Genomic DNA, 23,621 nt, shown 5'->3' with positions numbered 1-23,621 from the left:
CCCTTGAAATAATCGTCCAACTTGCGGAACAAGATGGATTTCTGCTCTTCGTTGACCGCCTCGACCGCTTCTAGGATACGCATCCGGTAACCGTTCGACTTGGCTGTTTTGATCAACGCTTTTATATCTTTTGGGAAACAGGAACCTCCATAGCCGATACCGGCATACAGGAAACGGTTGCCGATACGGGCATCCGAGCCGATCCCCTTACGCACCATATTCACATCGGCACCGACAATCTCGCAGAGGTTCGCCACATCGTTCATAAAGCTGATACGGGTAGCCAGCATGGCATTGGCCGCATATTTCGTCATCTCGGCGGATGGTACATCCATGAAAATCACACGGAAGTTGTTCAACAGGAACGGACGGTACAAGCGGGTCATCAACTCCTTTGCACGTTCGGATTCGACACCGACGACCACACGATCCGGACTCATAAAGTCCTTGATGGCCGCACCTTCTTTCAGAAATTCAGGATTCGAAGCAACATCGAACTCAAGCGGCAAACCCCGTTTATCCAGTTCTTCCTGGATCGTCTCACGGACTTTACGGGCCGTGCCTACCGGAACGGTGCTCTTCGTCACGACAAGGAGATGTTTGGTCATGTTGCGACCGACGGTACGGGCTACTTCGAGCACATACTTCAGGTCGGCACTACCGTCTTCGTCGGGCGGAGTACCTACGGCGCAGAAGAGGACTTCGACCTCGTTCAGGCATTCTGTCAAATCGGTTGTGAAATGGAGACGGCCGGCTTGCTGGTTGCGATGAACCATCTCTTCAAGGCCGGGTTCGTAGATAGGGATGATACCTTGTTTCAGGTTTGTGATCTTTTCGGCATTTACGTCGACGCAGAAAACTTCGGTTCCCATTTCTGCAAAACAAGTACCGGTGACAAGCCCCACATAACCTGTCCCGACGATAGCTATTTTCATGATTTTATAATCAAATAAAAGTTACGATTAAGTGTTTCCAAATAAAGTTTCGGATACACAAAGGTCCGTCACTCCCACACAAGGAACAACGAAAACGCCACAAAGATAAGAAATTGGAATCATTACACACCTTAAAATCGAGTTATTTGTACAAAAGGACAATACAGAGATAAAAGCACAATCTCTTTCATTCCATCGACAAAACCATTACGATCCGTTTCAATTCCGATGCAAAATAGACGCCAAAAATTTTATGGACTCAAGGAGAGAAAACATTTTCTTCTTGCCAACCGGCACTAGAAATGAATTAATTGTGTAAATTTGCCGTTCAAACTAAATGACCGATGAGCGTAGTAATTAAAGAAGTTACCAGTAAGAAGGAACTCAAAAAGTTCGTAAAGTTCAATATCGAATTATATAAAGGCAACCCGTATCATGTGCCCGGCCTGATCGAAGAAGAGGTGGTGACGTTGGATAAAAAGAAGAATCCGGCGTTCGAAGTGTGTGATGCGATCTACTTTTTAGCATACAAAGACGGAAAGGTTGTGGGACGCATCGCAGGAATGATCAACCGCCGGAGCAACGAGACATGGAACCAGAAATATGCACGTTTCGGGTTCGTAGACTTCATTGACGATGCCGAAGTGGTGGATGCCCTGTTCGGTGCTGTAGAAAAATGGGCGGTAGGACAAGGCATGGAGGCGCTGCAAGGGCCGATGGGATTTACCGATATGGATCACGAAGGAATGCTGATAGAGGGATTCGACCAGATCGGGACGATGGCGACCATCTATAATTATCCTTACTATCCGAAACAAATGGAACGTATGGGATATACAAAAGACCAGGACTGGCATGAGTTCAAAATCTATATACCGGACGGAGTACCGGAAAAACATCTGCGTATCGGCGAGATCGTAAAGAAGAAATACGGACTGAAGGTTATGAAGTTTAAGAACGCGAAATCGATCATGCCGTACGCGCAGAAGGTGTTCCGGACATTGAACGAGTCGTACGCGCCGTTATACGGCTTCGCACGTCTGACTCAAAAGCAGATCGACTACTACATCAATATGTACATTCCGATGCTTCGCTACGACCTGGTGACGCTTATCGTCCGTGAGGAAGACGACGAAGTGGTCGGTTTCGGAATCTCGCTTCCCAACCTGTCCAAGGCTATGCAGAAAGCGAAAGGGCATCTTTTCCCGTTCGGTTGGATTTATCTGCTGAAGGCTTTGAAGAGCAAGCCGAAAGTGATCGACCTCTACCTGACGGGTGTCTTGCCGGAATATCAGAGCAAAGGCGTGAACGCATTGCTGTTCAACGACCTGATACCTGTTTACAAGAGTGTCGGAGCTATTTATGCGGAAAGCAATCCGGAACTGGAAACGAACAATGCCGTACAGGCACAGTGGGATTACTTCAAACGCGAGCATCACAAGACAAGAAGAGCATACATTAAACAGTTGAAAGGGAAGAGTTGAAAGGGGAAAGTGATTCTTTATTCTTTTATTCCCAGTCTTTCAATTTTCAACTTTCAATTTTCAATTTTCAAAATGGACGAACTAAATTCAACAATGCAACAGCCGACAGCGTACAACGATGACGATATCAAGACGCTTGACTGGATGGAACATATCCGTCGCCGTCCCGGTATGTATATCGGGAAATTAGGAGACGGTAGTTATGCCGATGACGGTATTTATGTATTGCTGAAAGAGGTGCTGGATAACTCCATCGACGAATATATGATGGGTTACGGTAAAACCATAGAAGTGACCGTCGAAGAAGGCACCGTCTCCGTACGCGACTATGGCCGCGGCGTTCCGCTGGGCAAGGTAGTCGATGTCTCCAGCAAGATGAATACCGGAGCAAAGTACGATAGCAAGGCTTTCAAAAAGTCAGTCGGATTGAATGGAGTCGGAATCAAAGCCGTAAATGCGTTGAGCAGCTATTTCCTGATCACCAGTTACCGGGACGGCGAATGCAAGCGGGTAGAATACAACAAGGCAGTCATCACGGAGGAAGCCCCGATCTGCCCGACGGAGGAGGCAAACGGGACGCTCACCTATTTCATCCCGGACAAAGAGATATTCAAGGATTATCAGTATAAAGACGAATATATCGAGAGTCTGCTGAAGAATTACGTGTTCCTCAACTCCGGACTGACGATTGTCTTCAACGGCAAGAAGTTCCATTCACGCAACGGACTTGTGGACCTGCTGAACGAGAACATGACGACAGAGCCTTTATATCCGATCGTCCACCTGAAGGGAGAAGACATAGAAGTGGTCATTACCCACAGTAACCAGTACGGAGAAGAATATTACTCGTTCGTCAACGGGCAACATACAACACAGGGAGGTACGCACCTTTCCGCCTTCCGCGAAGCGTTGGGACGTGTCATAAAGGAATATTACAACAAGAACTTCGAATACTCGGACATTCGCGCCGGCGTGGTGGCAGCCATCAGCATCAAGGTGGAAGAACCGGTGTTCGAAAGCCAGACAAAGACCAAGTTAGGCTCGAAAGACATGGGGCCGGACGGACCTTCGGTCGGCAAGTTTGTCGGGGACTTCATCAAGAAGGAATTGGACAACTACCTGCACAAGAACGCAGAGACATCGGACGCCCTGCTGCGTAAGATCCAGGAATCGGAAAAAGAACGCAAAGCGATTGCCGGTGTGACCAAGCTGGCCCGCGAACGGGCAAAGAAGGCGAACCTGCACAACAAGAAACTGCGCGACTGCCGTATTCACCTAAACGACACGAAAGGCGACAATCTGGAAGACAGCTGCATCTTCATTACCGAGGGAGACTCGGCAAGCGGTTCTATTACGAAAAGCCGCGATCCGAACCTGCAAGCGGTATTCAGCCTTCGCGGCAAACCGTTAAACAGTTTCGGACTGACGAAGAAGATCGTATACGAAAACGAAGAATTCAATTTGCTACAGGCTGCATTGAACATAGAGGATGGATTGGAAGGCTTACGTTACAATAAGGTGATCATTGCGACCGATGCCGATGTGGACGGTATGCATATCCGCCTACTGCTGATCACCTTCTTCCTCCAGTTTTTCCCGGATCTGATCAAGCGGAACCATGTCTATATCCTGCAAACACCACTGTTCCGTGTACGCAACAAGCAGAAGACCTGGTATTGCTACAGCGAAGAAGAGCGTGTGAACGCAATCGCTGCCGCCGGAAAAAACGCCGAGATCACCCGGTTCAAAGGTTTGGGAGAGATCTCACCGGATGAGTTCAAGCATTTTATCGGAAAGGATATCCGCCTGGACCCGGTAACCATGAAGAAAGAGGACCTTGTGAAAGATATGCTGGAGTTCTATATGGGCAAGAATACGATGGAACGACAGAACTTTATCATAGATAACTTAGTTGTAGAAGAAGACGTTATCAATTGATAATTGACAATAAATTGAGAATATGGATAATACGATAAAAACAGGGGAGGGACAGGAATCGACCGATAATTGTCAATTGTCAATTGCCAGTTGTCCATTAAAAAGGATCGCTCTTTTCCCCGGAACGTTCGATCCTTTCACGATCGGGCACGAATCGCTGGTAAGCCGAGGACTCGAACTGGTGGACGAGATCATCATTTCGATCGGTATCAACGACACGAAGCGAACCTATTTCTCACTGGAGAAACGGCTGGAGGCGATCCAAGAGCTCTACAAGGACGAACCGCGCGTACGGGTCATGTCGTAGCGCGGTATTCGTACGGTGAACGATTTCGAATATGAAAAGAGCATAGCCGATGTGAACCGCAAGCTGAGCGGGATTGAGACATTTATTCTTTTTACGGAACCGGAACATACGCATATCAGCTCCAGCATCGTGCGGGAGTTGCTGCGTTACGGCAAAGATATTTCCCAGTTTGTGCCGAAAGGGACAAACCTTTATTAAAAAATAAAACAATGAAACGAATTTTACTTCCACTCCTTATATTGAGTGTGTTTGCCGCCTCGATGTCGGCACAGCGCGGTAACAACATAGATGCCCGCAAGCTCCAGTTGGCCCTGTATGCCATCTCCAACCTATATGTAGACTCTACAAGCGAAACGAAGTTGGTGGAGGACGCCATCGTCGGCATGCTGGAAAAGCTGGACCCTCACTCTACCTATACGGACCCGGAAGAGACGAAAGAGATGACGGAACCGTTGCAAGGTAACTTCGACGGGATCGGTATCCAGTTCAATATGCTGACGGATACTTTATACGTGATCCAGGTAATTCCCGGCGGGCCTTCGGAAAAGGTCGGCCTGATGGCTGGCGACCGCATCATCATGGTGGACGACACGCTGATTGCCGGCGTCAAGATGAAGAATACGGATGTGATGAAACGCCTGCGCGGTCCGAAGAATACGGAAGTGCGGGTAAAGGTCCTGCGCGGCGGAGTGCCCGACCTGATCGAGTTCAAGATCACACGTGGAAAGATTCCGGTATACAGCCTGGATGCCGCTTACATGGCGGATAAGGCTACCGGATACATCAAGCTGAACCGCTTTGCCGCTTCGTCGGCCGACGAATTCCGGGAAGCACTGGAAAAACTGAAAAAACAGGGAATGAAGAACCTGATCCTCGACTTGCAGGGGAACGGCGGGGGATATCTGAATATCGCGATCGACCTGGCCGACGAGTTCTTAGGCAAGGACAAGCTGATCGTTTATACCGAAGGAAACAAACAACCGCGCGAGGAAGCCAAGTCTTCGGCCCGCGGAGGGTTTGAAGAAGGACGTTTGGTTGTGCTGGTAGACGAAACATCCGCATCCGCCAGTGAAATCCTTTCCGGTGCGGTGCAGGATTGGGACCGTGGCGTGGTCGTAGGCCGCCGTACGTTTGGAAAAGGGCTGGTACAGAAACCGATCCCGATGCCTGACGGCTCAATGATCCGCCTGACGGTTGCCCGCTATTATACGCCTACAGGCCGTTCTATCCAGAAACCGTATGTCAACGGCAACCAGGAGCAATACAACCATGACTTGATCGACCGCTACAACCGGGGCGAACTGATGAGTGCGGACAGCATCCATTTCCCCGATTCGATGAAGTACAATACGCTGGAGACGAAACGCATCGTCTATGGCGGCGGCGGTATCATGCCGGATGTCTTTATCCCGGTCGACACCTCGCGCTACACGGATTATCACCGCAGCGTCGTGGCTGCCGGCCTGGTGAACCGCATCGCCATGAATTATTTGGACCGTCATCGTGCCGAACTGAACAAGAAATATCCGAAGTTCGCCCAATACAAGCAGAACTTCAACGTGACAGACGACATAATGCAAGAACTGGTCACACTGGCTAAAGACGACAAGATCGAGTTCAACGAAGAGCAATACAACCGTTCCAAGCCGCTCATCATGCTCCAAATCAAGGCGCTTATCGCACGCGACCTGTATGATATGGCCGAATACTTCCAGGTCATCAACGACGACAACGAAAGCTTCCAGGAAGCCTTGCGCCTCATCAACGACGAACAGCGGTACAAAAAAGAATTGGGACGGTAAACCTATTATCGATAATACTTCCTATATTTGTATTCATCAACGAAAAGAAAGGAACACAAAAGATGGACACAACGATGAAAACGATAGAACTTACTTTGCCGGATTCGGAATTGTCTTTCATTAAGACAATAGCGAAGAAATTCGGATGGACTCTGACAACCAAACACACAAAAACTCAGAAAAGTCTTGATGAAGGCATTGCCGATATCAAAGCCGGGCGTGTTCGCGAAGTTTCTACGGATGAATTAAAACAAATGATGGGATTATGAGTTCATACACGATCCTAATCACTAAACGATTTGAAAAGGACTTGGAAATATGTAAGAAGAGGGGACTAAAACTTAGCCTCCTCTATACTGTAATAGAGCAACTCAAATTGAACGGGACATTACCAAAACAATATCGTGCCCACAAACTAAGTGGTAATTATGCTAACTATTGGGAATGCCATATTAAAGGCGATTGGTTATTAATATGGGAGCAAAACGATGATGAACTCATTTTGATATTAACCTCAACCGGAACACATTCAGATTTATTCTAAAGGATTATGTACTGGACACTTTTTCTGACATTCGTCAAAATAGGGACTTTCACTATCGGGGGAGGATATGCGATGCTGCCCCTGATACAGCGGGAAGTGGTAGATAAAGGATGGCTTTCGAAGGAAGATTTTATCGACCTCTTCTCCGTAGCCCAGTCCTTGCCCGGCATTTTCGCCGTGAACATCTCTATTTTTGTAGGATATAAACTGAAAAAAGTGCCAGGTGGTATTGTTTGCGCTTTGGGAAGCATCCTTCCCTCCTTCTTCATCATTCTGGCTATCGCGCTGTTCTTTACACACGTGCAGGACAACATATGGGTAGAGAAGGCGTTCAAAGGATTGCGTCCGGCGGTCGTCGCCCTGATTGCCGTGCCTTGCCTGACAACAGCACGTTCGATCAAGATGAGTTACAAAGAGCTGATTATCCCTATCGCTGCCGCACTGCTGATCTGGCAAGGAGGGTTGTCTCCTGTGTGGATTATTCTGGCGGCTATCATAGGAGGACTTGTTTACGGACTGAAAATAAAGAAAGACTGATATGATCTGGTTGCAATTATTCTATGTATATCTGAAAATCGGGATATTCGGTTTCGGTGGCGGCTATGCGATGCTCTCCCTGATACAGGCAGACGTGGTGGACCGCTACGGATGGATTTCGTCACAGGAATTTACGGATATCGTCGCCATCTCGCAGATGACCCCCGGGCCGATCGGGATCAACAGCGCCACCTACATCGGATATACAGCCATCCACAATGCCGGCTATTCGCCCGCGATGGCCGTATTAGGCTCCTGCCTGACGACATTTGCCGTCTGCCTGCCCTCTTTCCTGTTAGTGCTGGCCATCTCATACGCCTTTGCCAAATTCAGGAACAACAAATATGTAGCAGCCGCGTTCTACGGCCTCCGTCCGGCTACGGTCGGCCTGATTGCGGCAGCGGCTTTGCTATTGATGAATAGCGAGAACTTCATCGACTATAAAAGTTTCCTGATCTTCGGGGCTGCGTTCATCCTCACCTGGAAGTTCAAGATCAACCCGATCCTGATGATTATCCTGGCAGGAATCGCCGGGATAGTTCTCTATTGGTAAATTTTACCGCAAAAGTCAGGACTTTCGTAACAAGAAGTCAGGACCTTCAGAGTAAAAAACCTGGACTTCCACAATCAATATTCAGGACTTTCTATGGATAAACACCCTTATTTCAAGTCAGGCTTTCATCGATAGAAAGTCCTTCTTTGTCGAGGAAACGCACCTCTTTTTCTAATCTGATTGTGCAGGCTTTCATCCTGTTGTAGTTTTGCTTTCGTAAAAAGGTAAAAAGATTGTCAGGTTACAAAACGAAAGCATCATGAAACAGATTTCTTCCCTACTCCTCTCCTGCCTGCTTCTCCTGCCCACCGGGATGAATGCGGAGGAAGACACACCCAAACAATGGACGCTTCGCGATTGCATCGATTATGCACTGGAGCATAACATCACCATCCAGCGGAATCGCATCAGCGCCGAGAGTACCCAAGAAGACGTAAAGACAGCCAAGGCGGATTTCCTGCCTTCCTTGAGCGGGAACATCAGCCAGCGCGTCGTCAACCGCCCGAACAGTGCAAGAGGCACCATCATCAGCGGCGATAACATCACGACAAGCGAAAGCAAAACCTCGTACAACGGCAGCTACGGCATCGACGCCAACTGGACCGTGTATAACGGCAGCAAACGGGTGAACACCGTCAAACAACAGAAGCTGAACAACCGCATCGCCGAACTGAATGTGGACGAAAGCGAAAACTCGATCGAGGAAAGTATCACCCAACTGTATGTACAGATCCTCTACTCGGCCGAAGCTGTCAAAGTAAACGAATCGACACTTGAAGTAAGCCGGAAAGAGTTTGAACGGGGACAGGAATTGTTCAACGTCGGCAGTATCGCCTCAAGCGACCTCGCCCAACTGGAAGCGCAGGTAAGCAGCGACAACTACCAGTTGGTGACATCCCAGGCTACCCTGCAGGATTATAAGTTGCAATTGAAACAGCTTCTCGAACTGGACGGGGACATCGAAATGGACCTCTACCTGCCGCAACTGAGCGACAGCAACGTCCTGATCCCGCTTCCCGAAAAAGACGATGTCTACAACACCGCCCTCAGCCTGCGTCCCGAAATAGAAGCAGGAAAGCTGAACGTGGAGAGCTCGGACCTGAGCATCAAGATGGCACGTGCAGGATATCTCCCGACCTTAAACCTCAGCGCAGGCATCGGAAGCACGAATGCCAACGGCAGCGACTTCAGCTTCAGCGAACAGGTCAAGCAGAACTGGAACAACTCGCTGGGACTGACCCTCAGCATCCCCATCTTCGACAAGCGGCAGACGAAAAGTTCCATCAACAAGGCCAAGCTGCAAAAGCAGACTAGCCAGCTGGACCTGCTGGACAACAAGAAGACACTCTACAAGACCATCGAAAACCTCTGGCTAGCCGCCAACAGCGCACAACAGCAATACGTGGCAGCTTCACAGAAGTTGAAGAGCACGGAAACCAGCTACTCTCTCGTCAGCGAACAATTCAACGTCGGCATGAAAAATACAGTAGAATTGCTCACGGAAAAAAATAACCTGTTAAGCGCACAACAGGAAACGCTCCAGGCCAAATACACGGCCATACTGAACGCAGGCTTGTTGCGCTTCTACCAAGGAGAAGAAATCAATTTATTCTGAAACACGGCATTAGGGGTGAACCGCTAATGAATATATTCACTCTCTTTTTGTTTCGGAGGATGTGTCAAAATCCCCTTATCTCCGCGCTTGACGCAGGAACAAGGCACTTTTGGCACACCTCCCTTGCAAAAGGGATCGACATCCAGAAAGAAATAAAAACAGATAAAGATATGAACAAGAAGAAACTAATTATCGGTATAGTAGGCGTATTGGTCGTGGCCGGAGGCATCTGGTTCTTCACAGACAAAACGTCGAAAGGCGGTATCCGGCTCGAAACCGCCAAAGTGGGCCGCAGTTCCATTTCGAACACGGTAACGGCAACCGGAACAGTCGAGCCGGTAACGGAAGTCGAAGTCGGCACGCAGGTGTCCGGTATCATCGACAAGTTGTATGCAGACTATAACGACGTGGTCAAAGCAGGGCAGTTGATCGCCGAAATGGACAAGGTCAACCTGAAAGCCGAACTCGCATCCGCCGAGGCACAGCTGGCAAGCAGCAAAAGCGAATTCGAGTACCAACAGAAGAATTACGCCCGCAACAAGATCCTCTTCGAAAAAAAGCTGATCAGCGACTCGGACTATGAAACGTCCACATACAACTATGAGAAAGCAAAAGCCGCCTACGAACAAAACCAAGCGGCAATGGTCAAAGTGAACCGCAACCTCGAATATGCGACGATCACCAGCCCGATCGACGGTGTCGTGATCAACCGCGCAGTTGAAGAAGGACAGACCGTGGCCGCCGGCTTCGAGACTCCGACCCTGTTCACCATCGCGGCAGACCTGACCAAGATGCAGGTGATAGCCGACGTGGATGAAGCCGACATAGGTAACGTAGAAAATGGGCAACGTGTATCCTTCACCGTCGACGCCTATCCGAACGACGTATTCGAAGGTACGGTCATGCAAATCCGCCTCGGCGACAGCGAAAGCACCAGCAGCTCTTCTTCCACCTCGACCTCGACGGTCGTTACCTACGAAGTGGTGATATCGGCCGATAATCCCGACCTTAAATTGAAGCCGCGCCTGACAGCCAACGTGACGATCTTCACGCTGGAACGCGATAACGTACTGACAGTCCCAACCAAGTCACTCCGCTTCGTACCGGATGTACAAATGTTGACGCAACTAGGCTACATCGTCTCCGAAGCCGGCAAGGAAGCCCCTGCCGGGAAACGTCTCGTATGGATCAAGAACGGGCAGGAGCTGAAGCCGAAAGCCGTTACCGTCGGTTCCACCAGCGGAAATATGATCGAGATAACCGACGGCCTGAACGAAGGTGAAGAATTGGCTGTCGATCTCGAAGCCTCCTCCATTACTCCGGCAGCCGAAGCCGAAACGGAAAGAAGCCCGTTCATGCCAGGTCCTCCGGGAAGCAATAAGAACAAAAAGAGTGCCAAGTAGGGGCAGGCTTTATATATCTGCCCTCCAAACAAGGAGTACAACAATATGAAAGAGATAATCAAATTAGAAAACATCAAGCGTGACTTCAAGGTCGGAGACGAAACGGTCCATGCCTTGCGTGGCGTCTCCTTCACGATCTATGAAGGCGAATTTGTCACCATCATGGGGACATCCGGCTCAGGAAAGAGTACCCTGCTGAACACGTTAGGTTGCCTGGATACACCGACCAGCGGAGAATATTACCTCGACGGCACATCGGTCCGCACGATGGGTAAGAACGCCCGCGCCACCTTGCGCAACCGCAAAATCGGGTTCGTCTTCCAGAACTACAACCTGCTGCCTAAGACGACAGCGGTCGAGAACGTGGAGCTGCCCTTGATGTACAATTCGTCCTACAGTGCAGCCGAACGACACAAGAAAGCAGTCGAATCGCTGGTTGCCGTAGGTCTGGGCGACCGCCTGATGCATAAAAGTAACCAGATGTCCGGAGGACAGATGCAACGTGTCGCCATCGCCCGGGCGCTGGTAAACGACCCCGCCGTCATCCTCGCCGATGAAGCGACCGGAAATCTCGATACCCGTACCTCCTTCGAGATACTGGTTCTTTTCCAGAAACTGCATGCCGAGGGACGTACCATCATATTCGTGACCCACAACCCGGAGATCGCCCAGTACAGCAGCCGCAACATCACGCTGCGCGACGGGCATGTCACCTCCGACACGGTCAACCGGAATATCCTGAACGCGGCAGAAGCGTTGGCGCGGCTGCCGAAGAATGACGATTGATCTTGCCACCCTTCCGTGGAGGGCCCTTTATGCGAATACCGGAATCATCCGATACAAGCGGAAGGAGGCAAAGGTGTTTAAAGAATCACTTATAAAACAACAATAACAATGAACGGAACAAACCTAATAAAAATAGCCGTCCGGGCACTCGCCAATAACAAATTGCGCGGCTTCCTCACGATGCTGGGCATCATCATCGGCGTGGCCTCCGTGATCACGATGCTTGCCATCGGACAAGGCTCGAAGCGAAGCATACAGGCTCAGATCAGTGAGATGGGTTCCAACATGATCATGATACACCCGGGCGCCGACGTGCGTGGCGGTGTCCGGCAGGATGCCTCCGCAATGGAAACCCTGAAACTACAGGATTACGAAGACATTGTGGACGAAACACGCTTTGTCTCGGCCGTTTCTCCTTCCGTCAACAGCAGCGGGCAGGCGATCTACGGCGCCAACAACGCCCCGACCACGGTCTACGGCATCAGTCCCGACTACCTGGAGATACGGCGCTACAAAGTCGAGGACGGCGACATGTTCACCGAACAGGACATCCAGACAGCCGCCAAAGTATGCGTGGTAGGCAAGACCGTCGTCGATAACCTCTTCCCCGACGGCAGCAACCCGGTAGGCAAGGTCATACGTTTTCAGAAATTACCTTTCCGCATCGTAGGCGTGCTGGAAAGCAAAGGATACAACAGCATGGGAATGGACCAGGACGACCTAATCTTAGCTCCATACACAACTATTCAGAAAAAGGTCCTGGCCATCACCCATCTGCAAGGCATTACCTGTTCGGCCCTCAAGGAGGAATACACCGACCAGGCCATCGACGAGATTTCTGAAATACTCCGCCGCAACCATAAGTTGAAGGAAAGTGACGATGATGATTTTACCATCCGTAGCCAGCAGGAGTTGAGCACGATGTTGACAAGCACTACGGATATGATGACCGTGCTGTTGGCGGCTGTGGCGGGTATTTCGCTCCTCGTAGGCGGTATAGGGATCATGAATATCATGTACGTCAGCGTGACGGAGCGTACACGCGAGATCGGCCTCCGTATGAGTATCGGGGCAAAAGGCATCGACATCCTGGCACAGTTCCTGATCGAGTCCATCCTGATCAGTGTGACAGGCGGTTTGATAGGTGTAGTCTTTGGAGTGGGCGCGGCCCTTGTCGTGAACGGAGTCGCCCACTTTCCGATCTACATCCAGCCCTGGAGCGTCGTCCTCTCGTTCGCCGTATGTACCGTCACGGGTGTATTCTTCGGATGGTATCCGGCCAAAAAGGCGGCACAGCTCGACCCGATAGAGGCAATACGTTACGAATAGCAGGCGGGAAGCATCGAGGGAAGAAGACGCTCTGCGTCAAGCATGCCTCATAGGTATGAGGCAACGTACCTCAAAGATATGAGGCAACTCACCTCATAGGTACGAGGCAATATACCTCATAGCTATTAGGCATGCTCGACGCAGAGCCTCTTCCATGACCGATGTTCTCTGATATATAATAAACAGTATCTTTGCATAAATGGGAACAACAGAGACAATGCACACATTACCGGCTCCCCCCTTCAAAGGCATGGGGAAGCTGATCCATATCGCAGCCTGGGCCATCCTCTTCGGGCTGCCGTTCTTCTTCACCGGACGCGAGTCGCAGACGGTGACGGTCCTGAGCTACGTCCGCTCCATGATCGTCCCGCTGTCGTTCATGCTGGTGTTCTATGCCAACTATTTCGTGCTGATCGACCATTTCCTGTTCGCCAAGCGTCCCTGGAAGTTCTTGCTATGCAATGTCGTACTGATCGCTGCCTCGATGGGGGCCGTCCATCTGATGTTCGAACTGCTCCCGCATCCCGAATGGGAACATCCGAGGCCGGAAAGGGAATGGCAGGAGACGGTCGGTTTCTTCATGGTGAACGCCATGCTGTATATGCTGGTGGCAGGGCTAAGCGTCGCCATCAAGATGACCGGAAGTTGGTACGAGATGGAATCGTCCCGCCGGGAGTTGGAGAAAAGCCGTGCCGAAGCGGAATTGCAGAACCTGAAAAGTCAGTTGAACCCCCATTTCCTTTTCAACACGCTGAACAATATCTACAGCTTGATCGCTTTCAGCCCGGAGAAGGCGCAGGAGGCGGTACACGACCTGAGCCGCCTGCTCCGCTACGTGCTCTACGACAGCAGCCAGCCGATGGTTCCGTTGGAGAAGGAACTCGATTTCATCCGGAACTATGTGGAACTGATGCGTATACGCCTGCCGGAACATGTGAAACTCACGACCGACATATCGTCCGCCACATCTGAAACCCAGGTGGCGCCTCTCCTTTTCATCTCCCTGATCGAGAATGCTTTCAAGCATGGGGTGAGCCACAACAAGCCCTCGTTTATCGACTTGAAGATTCACCAGGAAGGGACACGGATCGTCTGCTCTATCCGCAACAGCGACTTCCCGAAAGACAACGGACAGGACAAGAGCGGTTCCGGCATTGGGCTGCAGAATCTCAGCAGGCGGTTGGAATTGCTGTATCCGTCGCATCATATTTTCACGTACGGGCAAAAAGGAGACGAATATGTTTGCCTGTTAGAATTGCAGGCATAAGGATTTATTATATTTTTGTCCGGTACATCAATACAACAAATTATGACGTTAACATGTGCAATCATCGATGACGAACCACTGGCCATCAGTCTGCTGGAAAGTTATGTAAACAAGACTCCGTTCCTCCGCCTCACAGCAAAGTTCAACAGCGCCCTTGAGGCATTGCCCGTATTGAGCGCCCAGCCGGTAGAGCTGCTTTTCCTCGATATCCAGATGCCGGAACTGAGCGGCATGGAATTTTCTCGGATACTGGAGGCGGATACCCGCATCATCTTTACGACGGCTTTCGAACAGTATGCCCTCGACAGCTACAAGGTGAACGCCCTCGACTATCTGCTGAAACCGATCAGTTACCCGGATTTCCTCAAGGCGGCCAACAAGGCGTTGCAATGGTACGAGCATATGCAAGCGCCTGCGGCAGAGATCGAGTCGATCTTCATCAAGACTGAGTATAAGCAGGTACAGGTCGAACTGCGCAAAATACTCTATATCGAAGGGCTGAAAGACTATGTCAAAATTTTTATCGAGGATGAACCGCATCCCATCCTTTCACTGATGAGCATGAAGTCGCTGGAAGAGATGCTTACAGCCTGAAAAGATCAAGGTGATCGAACGGAACCGGATCGTGTTCGGAAAAGAATATATCCCGATCTCCGACAACTACAAACCGAGGCTTGTCGAATTCCTGGCGCAACGGTCACTCAATTTCAATTGACAATGGACAATTAACTTTGTTAAGATGATACGGCGTAGCCCAATTCTCAATTAATTAAAAAAGTTGTAACAGCAACTTTTCCAAAGCCCTAGTCATCCGGCTCATCGGGCAAGAATAGTTATTCGAGAAAACGGCTACCGCATACGTCTTTCCATCTTTCGTGATATAGCCGGCATAGCTCCTGACACCCGTAATGCCCCCGCTTTTCAGGTGGGCTTTTCCCTGCAACTTCGATCCTTTCAAGAAATTGCGCACTGATCCCTCTATCCCGGCTTGTGGTAAAGAGGCTATGAAAGCATCCGAAACAGCAGATTCCGTCGCCATATAGACCAACAGCTCTCCCATAAATCCGGCCGACACCTTATCTGCCGGAGCCAAGCCGCTGCCGTCGTTCATCCGGAGCGGAAAGACATCCAAACCTTTCTTCTCCCAATATTCTTTCACGACCTGCACACCACGACCAAACGAGGAGATCATCTCGTTCCTTCGCGGTTTGTATTGCAATCCGACCGTTTTGACCAAAGCATCCGCATATAGGTTATGGCTGACATGGTTGCATACGCTTGCTATCTCCCGCAGCGTGGGCGAATAGGTCGTGACAATCTCTTTCCTCTCTCCCTTCTTCCACCGGTTTTCCTCCACCTCGATACGGTAGCAGGAAGGGGACCCGTCCACCCGTATTCCCTTCTGCTGAAGCTGGTCCGTCAGATAGCGTGCCAAATATAAGGCAGGATCGGGGATATCTCCTTTCAAGACATACGCCTCCCGGTTCGCAGGCAGGACACCATACAGGTAGCGCACGTCATCGAGCGGAGCACCGATAATATAAGCGCTGTCCGAAGAAACCGGAGCGGCTTTCAGGTAGTTCTTAAACCGGATAAAAGGGATATCCGGCTCTGTCCCCTTCAAGACCGGCCGCGTCCCGGCAGCCCCAGTCTGCAAGGATAACTTATACATATTGTCGAAGATGGAAATACCATAACTTCCGGGGGCATAATAATTCCCCATATCTTCCCGGAGCCATTTAATAGAGACGCCTTCGGTGTCGAAAATGCTTTCGTCCGATATGACCGATCCTGTTATATGCTTGATGCCGGCTTTCTGCAAAGCAGCTATCCAGGTTGACAAAAACTTGTTCTGCCCCAGTGCGAAATGCGAAGAGCCCAAGGAGGGATCACCGCTTCCTTTTATATAGAGGTTTCCCTCCAACGTGCCGTTTTCCAGTATTCCGTCATATTCCAACGTGGTCGGATAGCGATAGTCTTCTCCCAATATCTCAAGCGCTGTCGCCGTGGCTACCGTCTTCAACACCGAAGCGGGCGATTGCAGCCGGTCCGTATCATAACTGTAGACCGTTCTTCCCTCCTGCACATCTTTCACTACCAGAGAAAAAGAGGCTCCCCGCATATAAGGGGCCTGCAATAACCATTTGACGGGGGCGGGAGTCTGTGCACCGGCAAGCAAATGAAGGCAAAGCAACAGGCAAAGCAGTACTATTTTGTTTCGTATCATCCTTTCTATTCAACTTTATTTTATCTTTGCCATAAAGGCGAAGATAAGTCGGTTTGCATTATCTTTGCCTGCAAAGATAAGAATTTAATATGAACCCATTGTTTGATAAACCGTTCACATTCGACAGGGTAGCACGTATTCTGTTCGGCCTGGCTGTTATCAGTGGTATCATCTACCTGATCGCCGTCCTGCGAAATGCTTTGTTACCATTCCTGATTGCCTGGCTGCTGGCTTATATGATGCAGCCGTTCGTCAAGTTCTTCCAGTATAAAGTCAAGCTGAAAAGCCGTTTGCTGTCTATCCTGGCCGTTCTCGTGTCTACCCTTCTGGTGATCTCACTGGTGGGTGTCGTGATCGTCCCCTCTGTCACCCAGGAGTTCAACCGGACTTTGGAACTGATGCAGGAACATAACAGCGGCTACGGACATATCCCGATGATTCCGCAGTCATGGGCAGAGTATCTGGAAAAGAATATCGACCCGGACCAGTTGGCACAGCTCCTGAGCAAAGAGAACATAGAAAAGGCGGTCAAACAGATCGCTCCCAAAATGTGGATCGTACTGACTAATACTTTCTCCATTCTGTTCAGTATTACGATCGTGTTTGTAATCTTCCTTTACTTCATCTTTATCCTGTTGGATTACGAACGGATTGTCAACGGTTGGATCCGCCTGATTCCCGAACGTTACCGCCCCTTTGTCCAAGGGTTAGCCGACGATGTCGAATATAGTATGAACCGCTACTTCCGCGGACAGTCATTGATTGCCTTATGTGTCGGCATCCTCTTCGCCATCGGATTTAAGATCGTCGGTTTCCCGCTGGCCGTTATCCTAGGGTTATTCATCGGTTTCCTCAACCTCATTCCTTATATGCAAACGATCGGTATCATCCCGATGATCTTGCTGAGTCTCCTCAAAGCTGCGGAGACCGGAGAAAACTTTTGGCTGATCTTCGGATCGGGAATTCTCGTCCTTTGCATCGTGCAGTGCATACAAGACTTGTATCTCACTCCCCGCATTATGGGAAAGGCTATGGGACTGAATCCGGCCATCATCCTTCTTTCTTTATCCATTTGGGGAACTTTATTAGGTTTTATCGGCTTAATCATCGCTCTCCCCCTGACAACTCTCTTTCTCTCTTATTATAAACGTTTTATACTTATGGAAGAAGACCAGTCTCTTGTAGAGAAGCACGAGTTGTCAAAGGTCCAAAAGAAAAAAACATTCCCAAAAGAATAAAAAAACTTGCATCAGCTATTGCATATATAAAAAAAAGCCCTACCTTTGCACCCGCATTACAGAAGTAACGCACAGGATGATTCGCTAGCTCAGCAGGTAGAGCACATCCCTTTTAAGGATGGGGTCCTGGGTTCGAACCCCAGGCGGATCACTGAAAACAAAAGAAAAATCAAGCAAATCCCTGATAATCAATCATTATCAGGGATTTTTATTTTCTCCAAATACTGCATTTCACCGCAAAAAACAGTGATGATCACAGGTGAAATAGGTGGACTTGACATCTACCTGAAAAAGTCCACCGAATTAGATCATATTTCATTGATTTTCCGAATTTTGCGTGGTTCGAAACCGACTCGTAAAAATTAATTTTGTAACATCATTTTTTTGAGTATGGCTATGCAGAGAAACTACTTTACGATTCTTTTCCTCATCAAGAAGTCTAAACTCCTAAAAAACGGAGAGGCACCCATTTGTATGCGTATAACGGTTAACGGGCAACGGGCCGAGATACAGATTAAAAGAAGCGTGGACATTTCCAAGTGGAATTCCCAAAAGGAATGTGCCATAGGTAAGGAAAGGAAATCTATGGAATTGAACCATTATCTGGATACGGTCCGTATGAAAGTTTTACAGATCCACAGGGAACTGGAGCAGGACGGGAAGCCGATCACGGCCGATGTCTTAAAAAGACGTTATTACGGGGAGGGAGACTCTCCGAAGATGCTGCTGGAGGTTTTCCAGGAACATAACCGAAAGTACAGGGAGTTGATGGGCAAGGATTATGTCGCCGGGACTGTCCTGCGCTATGAACGGACCGCGAGGTATCTGGGTGAACTGCTGCAAAAGGAATACAGGATGAACGATATACCTTTGAAAGAGATAAACCATGAGTTCATCGCCCGGTTTGAGCACTATGTAAAAACAGAAAAATCATGTGCCCAGAATGCCACGGTAAAATATCTGAAAAACTTCAAGAAGATAATAAAAGTGGCGCTTGTGAACAAATGGATAACGGACGATCCTTTTCTGGAGATTCATTTTAAACAAACAAAAACGAACCGGGCGTTCCTTACGGAAGAGGAATTGAACATACTTCTGAAAAAGGAATTCACCATTCCCCGCCTGCAAACGGTCAGGGACATATTCGTGTTTTGTGCGCTGACCGGGCTGGCCTTTACCGATGTACAGCACTTGCGATATGAACACATAATAAAGGATGTCAATGGCGAGTACTGGATAAGAAAAGCCCGGGAAAAGACGGACAACATGTGTGACATTCCACTGTTGGACATTCCACGGATGATTTTGGAGAAGTACAAGACACATCCGGAATGCCTGAAAAAAGGAGTGGTCTTGCCGGTACCCAGTAACCAGCGGATGAACAGTTATTTGAAAGAGATCGCTGACATATGCGGTATCAATAAACCACTGAGCACGCATGTGGCCAGGCATACATTCGCGACCGTCGCGCTGGCCAACAGGGTTTCAATGGAATCCGTTGCGAAAATGCTCGGGCATACAGACATCAGGACAACCAAAATATACGCGAGGGTTTTGGACAAGACCGTTTCCGAAGAAATGAAAGGGATGAGAAGCAAATTCGTGGTCTGATAAGGACTGGAAAACAATCAGACCATACTTGAAGCCACCTGATTCCAAATGAAACTATCCCATAAAATGATTTCACTTGAGATTAGGTGGCATATCAACAAGATATGAGTATCGGTTTAGCATTTGAATCCGAGACTTCATCAAATACCATCTCTGTTCCTTATCCTGCATTTATGTTTGGAAAATTTGGTAATCATGTCATTCGTGCTGTGATTAACCGTTTTGATACTTTTAAGTTCTCAAATCTTAAAGATTCTTATTCCAATTTGGAGTCTATTAAGAACTTTATCAAGGGTTACTCATATTTAGCGGGAATCAATATTCTGGTATATGCCAAACAAGAAGTGTTGGATGATCTGACGCAGAAAGAGAAACTTTTTTGTGCAATATAGGTTCTCCATCAGATAGAACCATTGTTGTCAAAAGGCGGTATCGGATAAGGAACAAAGCTTTTCCGTCCGAAACAGATACAAGAAGTCTCTGTGAACGTACACAAAAATTATTACTTAACAGTTAAAGAATTGGTAAGTCTATGTTGGAAACAGAGAATATGTATCTGTGTATGGACCTCTCAAAAGCCGATTGGCACTCTTACGAGGATAGTTTTGGAACATTGGAAGAGAAGCGCCTTATCAGATATATTGAGTCAATATATCCAAAACTCACAAAGAAATACCACAACATATCCTTACTCCGTAATGAACAGGATTTGAATGGGAAGAATATGGAAGAAATACTATTTGACAGATAGTTATGCAAATCTGTGAGATTCTACATTTTGTATATACAATTTGGAAACCATCCAGTTTCTCCGTTCTGCTCAGATTCTCATATTCAAATCCTTGTATATAAAAATATGAGAAAAAGTCTAAAAATGATTTTTATTTGGCAGACGCATCTATATCCAGGCTATTCAGGTAATCCGCTACAAGCCGCTCGAGTTGTCCTTGTCTGAAATCAAACCATTTCTGACGGTATTCGCTTCCATCAATGACATATTTGAAATTTCTGAATGGCTTCCGTCCCGATACGGCTTTCCGCAACCTCTCTTTTATTCCGGCATCATCCGGTATGCAATCCCGAATGAAACGCTCCATGATCCCGAAGGACTCTCCCAGCTCCGGCGGGTCAATGCGGACGCAGTTCTCCCAACGCTCCACCTTCCTGTAAACTTCCTGATAATATTTGTCAAAATCTCCACACTCATAAGAACCGTATGAAGCTCCCGGCACGCTTTCGGTTTCCAAAGTGTCCGGATTCAAGAAACAGACCATTCCCATGCCCGTTTCTTCGGCGATGCCACTGATTACCTCTACCGGATATTTCGAATATTCTTCCATTTCCCGTCTGCTTTCTAAAATGTAATAAGCACTCACGAAAATACATCATGAGGTGGAAATAACAAAAGCTTTTACGAATAAATGTAACGCAATCTGTCATCCTCATTTCTTGCGGCAAAGAAAGTTGTTTTTCAGATCGGTCCCACAAGGCGGCCCTGCGGGCTGGTTGCTCGTGAAGGCAAGCCTTGCCGGAGACCGCCGAAAAACAAACTGGAGGAAGCACAAGAAATAAGAATGCCTACCCGTGTAGGCCATGTATAACTCAAAAAAATATAAGGCTATGGCAGACAAGAGCACAGAAAAAGAAAGACTGTTCAACGAATGGTTCACTAAATCCTATGACAGACTGAGAGGGACGTTACGCCGGTACGGAATGCTGGACGAGGACAATTTCCATGACACCTACCTTTTCGTAAGGAAGCAGGTGCTAGTCCCCGGAAAGGACATAACGGATTATGACGCGTATTTTGTCGGATGCTACAAAAAAGCGGCTCTGGTAAAGATAAAAAGAGAGAACCGGTATGCCCATCCTGAAGACGATTTTTTCCTCAGATGCGGTGAGGAGGCGGAGTTTCTTTCCACGGACGACCTGAACGGATGTGAGAGGCTGGTAAGGGACATACTCCGCTTTATCCGGCAGAAATTCTCTTATGACGAATACCGGATGTTCATGCTCCGGTTCTACGAGGCCAGTTTCTCTTTCAAGGCACTGGCGGAATGCATGGGCATCTCAGCTATAGCAATATCACAGAAAGTATGCGCCATAGTGGAAGCGGTGCGCTCGCATAGGAGTTTTGCGTGGAGGAGCCAGATGCTGGTAATTGAAGGAGCGATATCCTGAACGGAAGTCATTTATCACCATTATAGAAGGAAAGGACTATGGCACTTATCGTATATAACAAGGAGAATTCCCGTCCGCAGGAAGTCACATACAAGGGCAAGCGGACCATCAATCTGGACAGCAGGGGAACTGTCTATCTATCAAAGATGATGTCAATTGAACTGGGTGTTCTTGGCGGAGGCCGGGTAAGCTTTGCGCATGATGACGAGACGGGGGACTGGTACATCTGCCGTACCACCGATGATGACGGGTTCATCGTATGGAAGGACAAAAGGTGTGCAAGATTCTCTGCGGGGTTTATCGTGCACAGGCTCATGCGGCAGGCGAAGGTGGAGCGGAAAAGCGTACAGTTCATGATGGCGAAGACACCCATGGAGGTGAACGGAACGGTCTATTACAAGATACTGCTCTCGAATCCGATTTTAAGATAGGCTGTACATAAAATAAATATACACCAAGGAGTGTCTGACCGGGTATAGACCCGCCGGACGCCCCTTTCTTTTTGTCACACTCCATTGGCGGGACGAACAGGTTCCCATGTCTTTTCGTCTGTCATTCCCATCGTTCCACGTGTCAGCGTGAGTTCCGTGTACCGGTACGGACCATCTCGTCAAGCACATCCCCATGCTCGTCCAGATGACGGTTGAGCACATTGTCAAGGAATGCCGGTACGGTCATGCCCTCGCTGAGCAGGGGGAGTATGCGTGCCAGTCTGCGGTAGGTCTCATAACTGATATAGGTCTGCTTGCGGTGGACGTACTCCCTGCGGCTGAGATAGTCGGCACGATATGTCTTCATCCTTTCCGCAAGGGAGGTCCCTGACCGGACAGCGGGCTTGTGGAAAACGGTCGGCTTTTCTGTCCTGCCATCGGGTATGGATACAGACTCCTTCCCTTCCTTTCCCCTGTCTTCCTCTTTCTCTATCCCGTCCGGATGCGTCTTCGGACATCCGTCGGCATCGGTCTCGTGCGCCATGATCTCTTTCAGGCGTTCCTCATTCACGTTCATAAATTCCTTTCTTCTCATGCCTTTTGCCTGTCAGGATGGATAATGCATTCTATCTCTCCGGCCAGCGTATCAAGACCGCTGCCTTTCAGCAATTTCCCGGAAGGAGGGAAAAGCGTACTTCTGAAAAGGATCCGCTCCTCGGGGGAGGTTTCCCTGCCATAGCGCTCCATATCCGGTATGACCGTATCGAGAGCCTTCAATCCCAGTTCCTTGAAAAGAAGTCCGTACTGATAGGACAGCCTTTTGGATACACGCCCGTCCATCCGGTTCCAGAACATACGGATTTCCTTCAAGGGCATGTCCGGATTCTGCTGTATGAAGTCTTTCAGGGCCAATAAGAAGGAAAGGCTGCTTTGCATCACCATACGGTCCTGTATGATCGGGGTGAACACATAGTCCATATTGACAATCGTCTTAATGACTCCAGGCGAGTTCACCGTTCCCGGAAGATCAAAAAAGAGAATGTCACACCCACCTGTCAAGGGAAGTGCCGTCTTCAGTTCCTTGCCCGGAACGCTGGTAAGGACAGGATACGCCTTTTTGCCTGTCCGGTCGAACTGTCCGCACAACATACGCTGGAGATTCACGTTCTTTTCCACATTTTGGGTATCCCGACTGCGCAGCGCCTTGATACTGAACTGGGGATAGTCACAGTCCACGACCGCGACATTATATCCCATTACGTAATGAAAATAACCGGCAAGAAGCACCGTCATGGTGGACTTGCCCACGCCGCCTTTCTGACTGCTCATGGCGACAAAGACACATCGTTTGCTCATAGGCTTCCGAATGATTGGTTAATAATCGTTTTGTTGTCCCGTCCTTTTTTAATCACGCCGGCTCCTTGTACCGATGG

22 protein-coding genes, 1 tRNA gene and 2 pseudogenes are annotated in these 23,621 nt (G+C 48.9%); 20 read left to right on the top strand and 5 right to left on the bottom strand.

What is annotated here, in order from left to right:
• Window positions 1–935: UDP-glucose dehydrogenase family protein (locus BHV83_RS20375; protein ID WP_286757957.1), on the bottom strand; the 935-nt coding region annotated here is incomplete at its 3' end.
• A gap of 344 nt (window positions 936–1,279) precedes the next feature.
• Here BHV83_RS20375 and BHV83_RS20370 point away from each other — a divergent pair.
• The 14 genes and pseudogenes from BHV83_RS20370 (at window position 1,280) to BHV83_RS20305 (ending at window position 15,215) form a co-directional block, all read left to right on the top strand.
• Window positions 1,280–2,419, top strand: coding sequence for a hypothetical protein (locus BHV83_RS20370; RefSeq protein ID WP_286757955.1), 1,140 nt, complete (start codon window positions 1,280–1,282; stop codon window positions 2,417–2,419).
• A gap of 72 nt (window positions 2,420–2,491) precedes the next feature.
• A complete protein-coding gene (locus tag BHV83_RS20365; RefSeq protein WP_005635480.1) occupies window positions 2,492–4,357 on the top strand; it encodes a DNA topoisomerase IV subunit B in 1,866 nt (621 codons plus the stop codon).
• A 22-nt stretch (window positions 4,358–4,379) separates the two neighbouring features.
• Window positions 4,380–4,862, top strand: a pseudogene (locus tag BHV83_RS20360) (pantetheine-phosphate adenylyltransferase).
• Window positions 4,863–4,873: 11 nt separating this feature from the next.
• Entirely contained in the window at window positions 4,874–6,466 is a 1,593-nt protein-coding gene (locus BHV83_RS20355; protein WP_005635477.1) for a S41 family peptidase, read from the top strand.
• 74 nt (window positions 6,467–6,540) lie between these two features.
• Window positions 6,541–6,735 carry a hypothetical protein gene (locus tag BHV83_RS20350; RefSeq protein WP_227225855.1) on the top strand — a complete coding sequence of 65 codons (195 nt, stop codon included), beginning with the start codon at window positions 6,541–6,543 and terminating at the stop codon, window positions 6,733–6,735.
• Window positions 6,732–7,010, top strand: a complete 279-nt coding sequence (locus tag BHV83_RS20345) for a type II toxin-antitoxin system YafQ family toxin (RefSeq protein ID WP_005635473.1) — start codon at window positions 6,732–6,734, stop codon at window positions 7,008–7,010. The genes BHV83_RS20350 and BHV83_RS20345 overlap by 4 nt, the downstream gene beginning before the upstream one ends.
• Before the next feature lie 6 nt (window positions 7,011–7,016).
• Window positions 7,017–7,547 (top strand): chromate transporter, encoded by a 531-nt coding sequence (locus tag BHV83_RS20340; RefSeq protein ID WP_005645518.1) that lies wholly within the window; start codon window positions 7,017–7,019, stop codon window positions 7,545–7,547.
• 1 nt (window position 7,548) lies between these two features.
• Entirely contained in the window at window positions 7,549–8,100 is a 552-nt protein-coding gene (locus BHV83_RS20335; protein ID WP_005635470.1) for a chromate transporter, read from the top strand.
• Window positions 8,101–8,359: 259 nt separating this feature from the next.
• Window positions 8,360–9,715, top strand: coding sequence for a TolC family protein (locus tag BHV83_RS20330; RefSeq protein WP_005651395.1), 1,356 nt, complete (start codon window positions 8,360–8,362; stop codon window positions 9,713–9,715).
• A 170-nt stretch (window positions 9,716–9,885) separates the two neighbouring features.
• On the top strand, window positions 9,886–11,118 hold the full coding sequence (locus BHV83_RS20325; protein WP_055284941.1) for an efflux RND transporter periplasmic adaptor subunit: 1,233 nt from the start codon (window positions 9,886–9,888) through the stop codon (window positions 11,116–11,118).
• Between the two features lie 45 nt (window positions 11,119–11,163).
• A complete protein-coding gene (locus tag BHV83_RS20320; RefSeq protein WP_022321753.1) occupies window positions 11,164–11,904 on the top strand; it encodes an ABC transporter ATP-binding protein in 741 nt (246 codons plus the stop codon).
• A gap of 108 nt (window positions 11,905–12,012) precedes the next feature.
• Window positions 12,013–13,233 carry an ABC transporter permease gene (locus tag BHV83_RS20315; RefSeq protein ID WP_005635460.1) on the top strand — a complete coding sequence of 407 codons (1,221 nt, stop codon included), beginning with the start codon at window positions 12,013–12,015 and terminating at the stop codon, window positions 13,231–13,233.
• Window positions 13,234–13,432: 199 nt separating this feature from the next.
• Window positions 13,433–14,500, top strand: coding sequence for a sensor histidine kinase (locus tag BHV83_RS20310; RefSeq protein WP_374938165.1), 1,068 nt, complete (start codon window positions 13,433–13,435; stop codon window positions 14,498–14,500).
• A 42-nt stretch (window positions 14,501–14,542) separates the two neighbouring features.
• A pseudogene (locus BHV83_RS20305) lies at window positions 14,543–15,215 on the top strand (LytR/AlgR family response regulator transcription factor).
• A 54-nt stretch (window positions 15,216–15,269) separates the two neighbouring features.
• Here the strand turns inward: BHV83_RS20305 and dacB are convergent.
• Entirely contained in the window at window positions 15,270–16,727 is a 1,458-nt protein-coding gene (gene dacB, locus BHV83_RS20300; protein WP_286757951.1) for a D-alanyl-D-alanine carboxypeptidase/D-alanyl-D-alanine endopeptidase, read from the bottom strand.
• 89 nt (window positions 16,728–16,816) lie between these two features.
• On the opposite strand from dacB, the gene BHV83_RS20295 reads away from it, so the two are divergent.
• The 4 genes from BHV83_RS20295 to BHV83_RS20280 all read left to right on the top strand — a co-directional run bounded on the left by BHV83_RS20295 (window position 16,817) and on the right by BHV83_RS20280 (window position 19,968).
• A complete protein-coding gene (locus tag BHV83_RS20295) occupies window positions 16,817–17,965 on the top strand; it encodes an AI-2E family transporter (protein WP_005635451.1) in 1,149 nt (382 codons plus the stop codon).
• Window positions 17,966–18,043: 78 nt separating this feature from the next.
• Window positions 18,044–18,116 (top strand) — tRNA-Lys (locus BHV83_RS20290).
• 239 nt (window positions 18,117–18,355) lie between these two features.
• Window positions 18,356–19,576 carry a site-specific integrase gene (locus BHV83_RS20285; protein ID WP_286757948.1) on the top strand — a complete coding sequence of 407 codons (1,221 nt, stop codon included), beginning with the start codon at window positions 18,356–18,358 and terminating at the stop codon, window positions 19,574–19,576.
• Between the two features lie 104 nt (window positions 19,577–19,680).
• Window positions 19,681–19,968 carry a hypothetical protein gene (locus tag BHV83_RS20280; protein WP_022321215.1) on the top strand — a complete coding sequence of 96 codons (288 nt, stop codon included), beginning with the start codon at window positions 19,681–19,683 and terminating at the stop codon, window positions 19,966–19,968.
• Between the two features lie 489 nt (window positions 19,969–20,457).
• On the opposite strand, the gene BHV83_RS20275 is transcribed toward BHV83_RS20280, so the two are convergent.
• A complete protein-coding gene (locus BHV83_RS20275; protein WP_122206277.1) occupies window positions 20,458–20,916 on the bottom strand; it encodes a UPF0158 family protein in 459 nt (152 codons plus the stop codon).
• 280 nt (window positions 20,917–21,196) lie between these two features.
• Between BHV83_RS20275 and BHV83_RS20270 the strand changes: the two genes are divergently transcribed.
• Complete coding sequence (locus BHV83_RS20270) at window positions 21,197–21,757, top strand: sigma-70 family RNA polymerase sigma factor (protein WP_122206276.1); 561 nt, start codon at window positions 21,197–21,199, stop codon at window positions 21,755–21,757.
• Between the two features lie 38 nt (window positions 21,758–21,795).
• On the top strand, window positions 21,796–22,188 hold the full coding sequence (locus BHV83_RS20265; protein WP_005645488.1) for a hypothetical protein: 393 nt from the start codon (window positions 21,796–21,798) through the stop codon (window positions 22,186–22,188).
• A 142-nt stretch (window positions 22,189–22,330) separates the two neighbouring features.
• On the opposite strand, the gene BHV83_RS20260 is transcribed toward BHV83_RS20265, so the two are convergent.
• Both BHV83_RS20260 and BHV83_RS20255 read right to left on the bottom strand, forming a co-directional pair.
• Window positions 22,331–22,783, bottom strand: a complete 453-nt coding sequence (locus BHV83_RS20260; protein WP_046452656.1) for a DUF3408 domain-containing protein — start codon at window positions 22,781–22,783, stop codon at window positions 22,331–22,333.
• Complete coding sequence (locus BHV83_RS20255; protein ID WP_046452655.1) at window positions 22,780–23,544, bottom strand: ParA family protein; 765 nt, start codon at window positions 23,542–23,544, stop codon at window positions 22,780–22,782. Before BHV83_RS20255 ends, BHV83_RS20260 begins: the two co-directional genes overlap by 4 nt.
• Between the last annotated feature and the right edge of the window lie 77 nt (window positions 23,545–23,621).

This window comes from Parabacteroides sp. merdae-related_45_40, assembly GCF_001915675.1.
Note: the sequence above shows the minus strand (reverse complement) of the source record. Positions and strands in the feature narration are given on the sequence as shown.

Bases quoted from the DNA above. Each gene is read 5' to 3' on its own strand.
- BHV83_RS20370 (WP_286757955.1), top strand. From the start codon at position 1,280: ATGAGCGTAGTAATTAAAGAAGTTACCAGTAAGAAGGAACTCAAAAAG.
- BHV83_RS20365 (WP_005635480.1), top strand. From the start codon at position 2,492: ATGGACGAACTAAATTCAACAATGCAACAGCCGACAGCGTACAACGAT.
- BHV83_RS20355 (WP_005635477.1), top strand. From the start codon at position 4,874: ATGAAACGAATTTTACTTCCACTCCTTATATTGAGTGTGTTTGCCGCC.
- BHV83_RS20350 (WP_227225855.1), top strand. From the start codon at position 6,541: ATGAAAACGATAGAACTTACTTTGCCGGATTCGGAATTGTCTTTCATT.
- BHV83_RS20345 (WP_005635473.1), top strand. From the start codon at position 6,732: ATGAGTTCATACACGATCCTAATCACTAAACGATTTGAAAAGGACTTG.
- BHV83_RS20340 (WP_005645518.1), top strand. From the start codon at position 7,017: ATGTACTGGACACTTTTTCTGACATTCGTCAAAATAGGGACTTTCACT.
- BHV83_RS20335 (WP_005635470.1), top strand. From the start codon at position 7,549: ATGATCTGGTTGCAATTATTCTATGTATATCTGAAAATCGGGATATTC.
- BHV83_RS20330 (WP_005651395.1), top strand. From the start codon at position 8,360: ATGAAACAGATTTCTTCCCTACTCCTCTCCTGCCTGCTTCTCCTGCCC.
- BHV83_RS20325 (WP_055284941.1), top strand. From the start codon at position 9,886: ATGAACAAGAAGAAACTAATTATCGGTATAGTAGGCGTATTGGTCGTG.
- BHV83_RS20320 (WP_022321753.1), top strand. From the start codon at position 11,164: ATGAAAGAGATAATCAAATTAGAAAACATCAAGCGTGACTTCAAGGTC.
- BHV83_RS20315 (WP_005635460.1), top strand. From the start codon at position 12,013: ATGAACGGAACAAACCTAATAAAAATAGCCGTCCGGGCACTCGCCAAT.
- BHV83_RS20310 (WP_374938165.1), top strand. From the start codon at position 13,433: ATGGGAACAACAGAGACAATGCACACATTACCGGCTCCCCCCTTCAAA.
- dacB (WP_286757951.1), bottom strand. From the start codon at position 16,727: ATGATACGAAACAAAATAGTACTGCTTTGCCTGTTGCTTTGCCTTCAT.
- BHV83_RS20295 (WP_005635451.1), top strand. From the start codon at position 16,817: ATGAACCCATTGTTTGATAAACCGTTCACATTCGACAGGGTAGCACGT.
- BHV83_RS20285 (WP_286757948.1), top strand. From the start codon at position 18,356: ATGGCTATGCAGAGAAACTACTTTACGATTCTTTTCCTCATCAAGAAG.
- BHV83_RS20280 (WP_022321215.1), top strand. From the start codon at position 19,681: ATGAGTATCGGTTTAGCATTTGAATCCGAGACTTCATCAAATACCATC.
- BHV83_RS20275 (WP_122206277.1), bottom strand. From the start codon at position 20,916: ATGGAAGAATATTCGAAATATCCGGTAGAGGTAATCAGTGGCATCGCC.
- BHV83_RS20270 (WP_122206276.1), top strand. From the start codon at position 21,197: ATGGCAGACAAGAGCACAGAAAAAGAAAGACTGTTCAACGAATGGTTC.
- BHV83_RS20265 (WP_005645488.1), top strand. From the start codon at position 21,796: ATGGCACTTATCGTATATAACAAGGAGAATTCCCGTCCGCAGGAAGTC.
- BHV83_RS20260 (WP_046452656.1), bottom strand. From the start codon at position 22,783: ATGAGAAGAAAGGAATTTATGAACGTGAATGAGGAACGCCTGAAAGAG.
- BHV83_RS20255 (WP_046452655.1), bottom strand. From the start codon at position 23,544: ATGAGCAAACGATGTGTCTTTGTCGCCATGAGCAGTCAGAAAGGCGGC.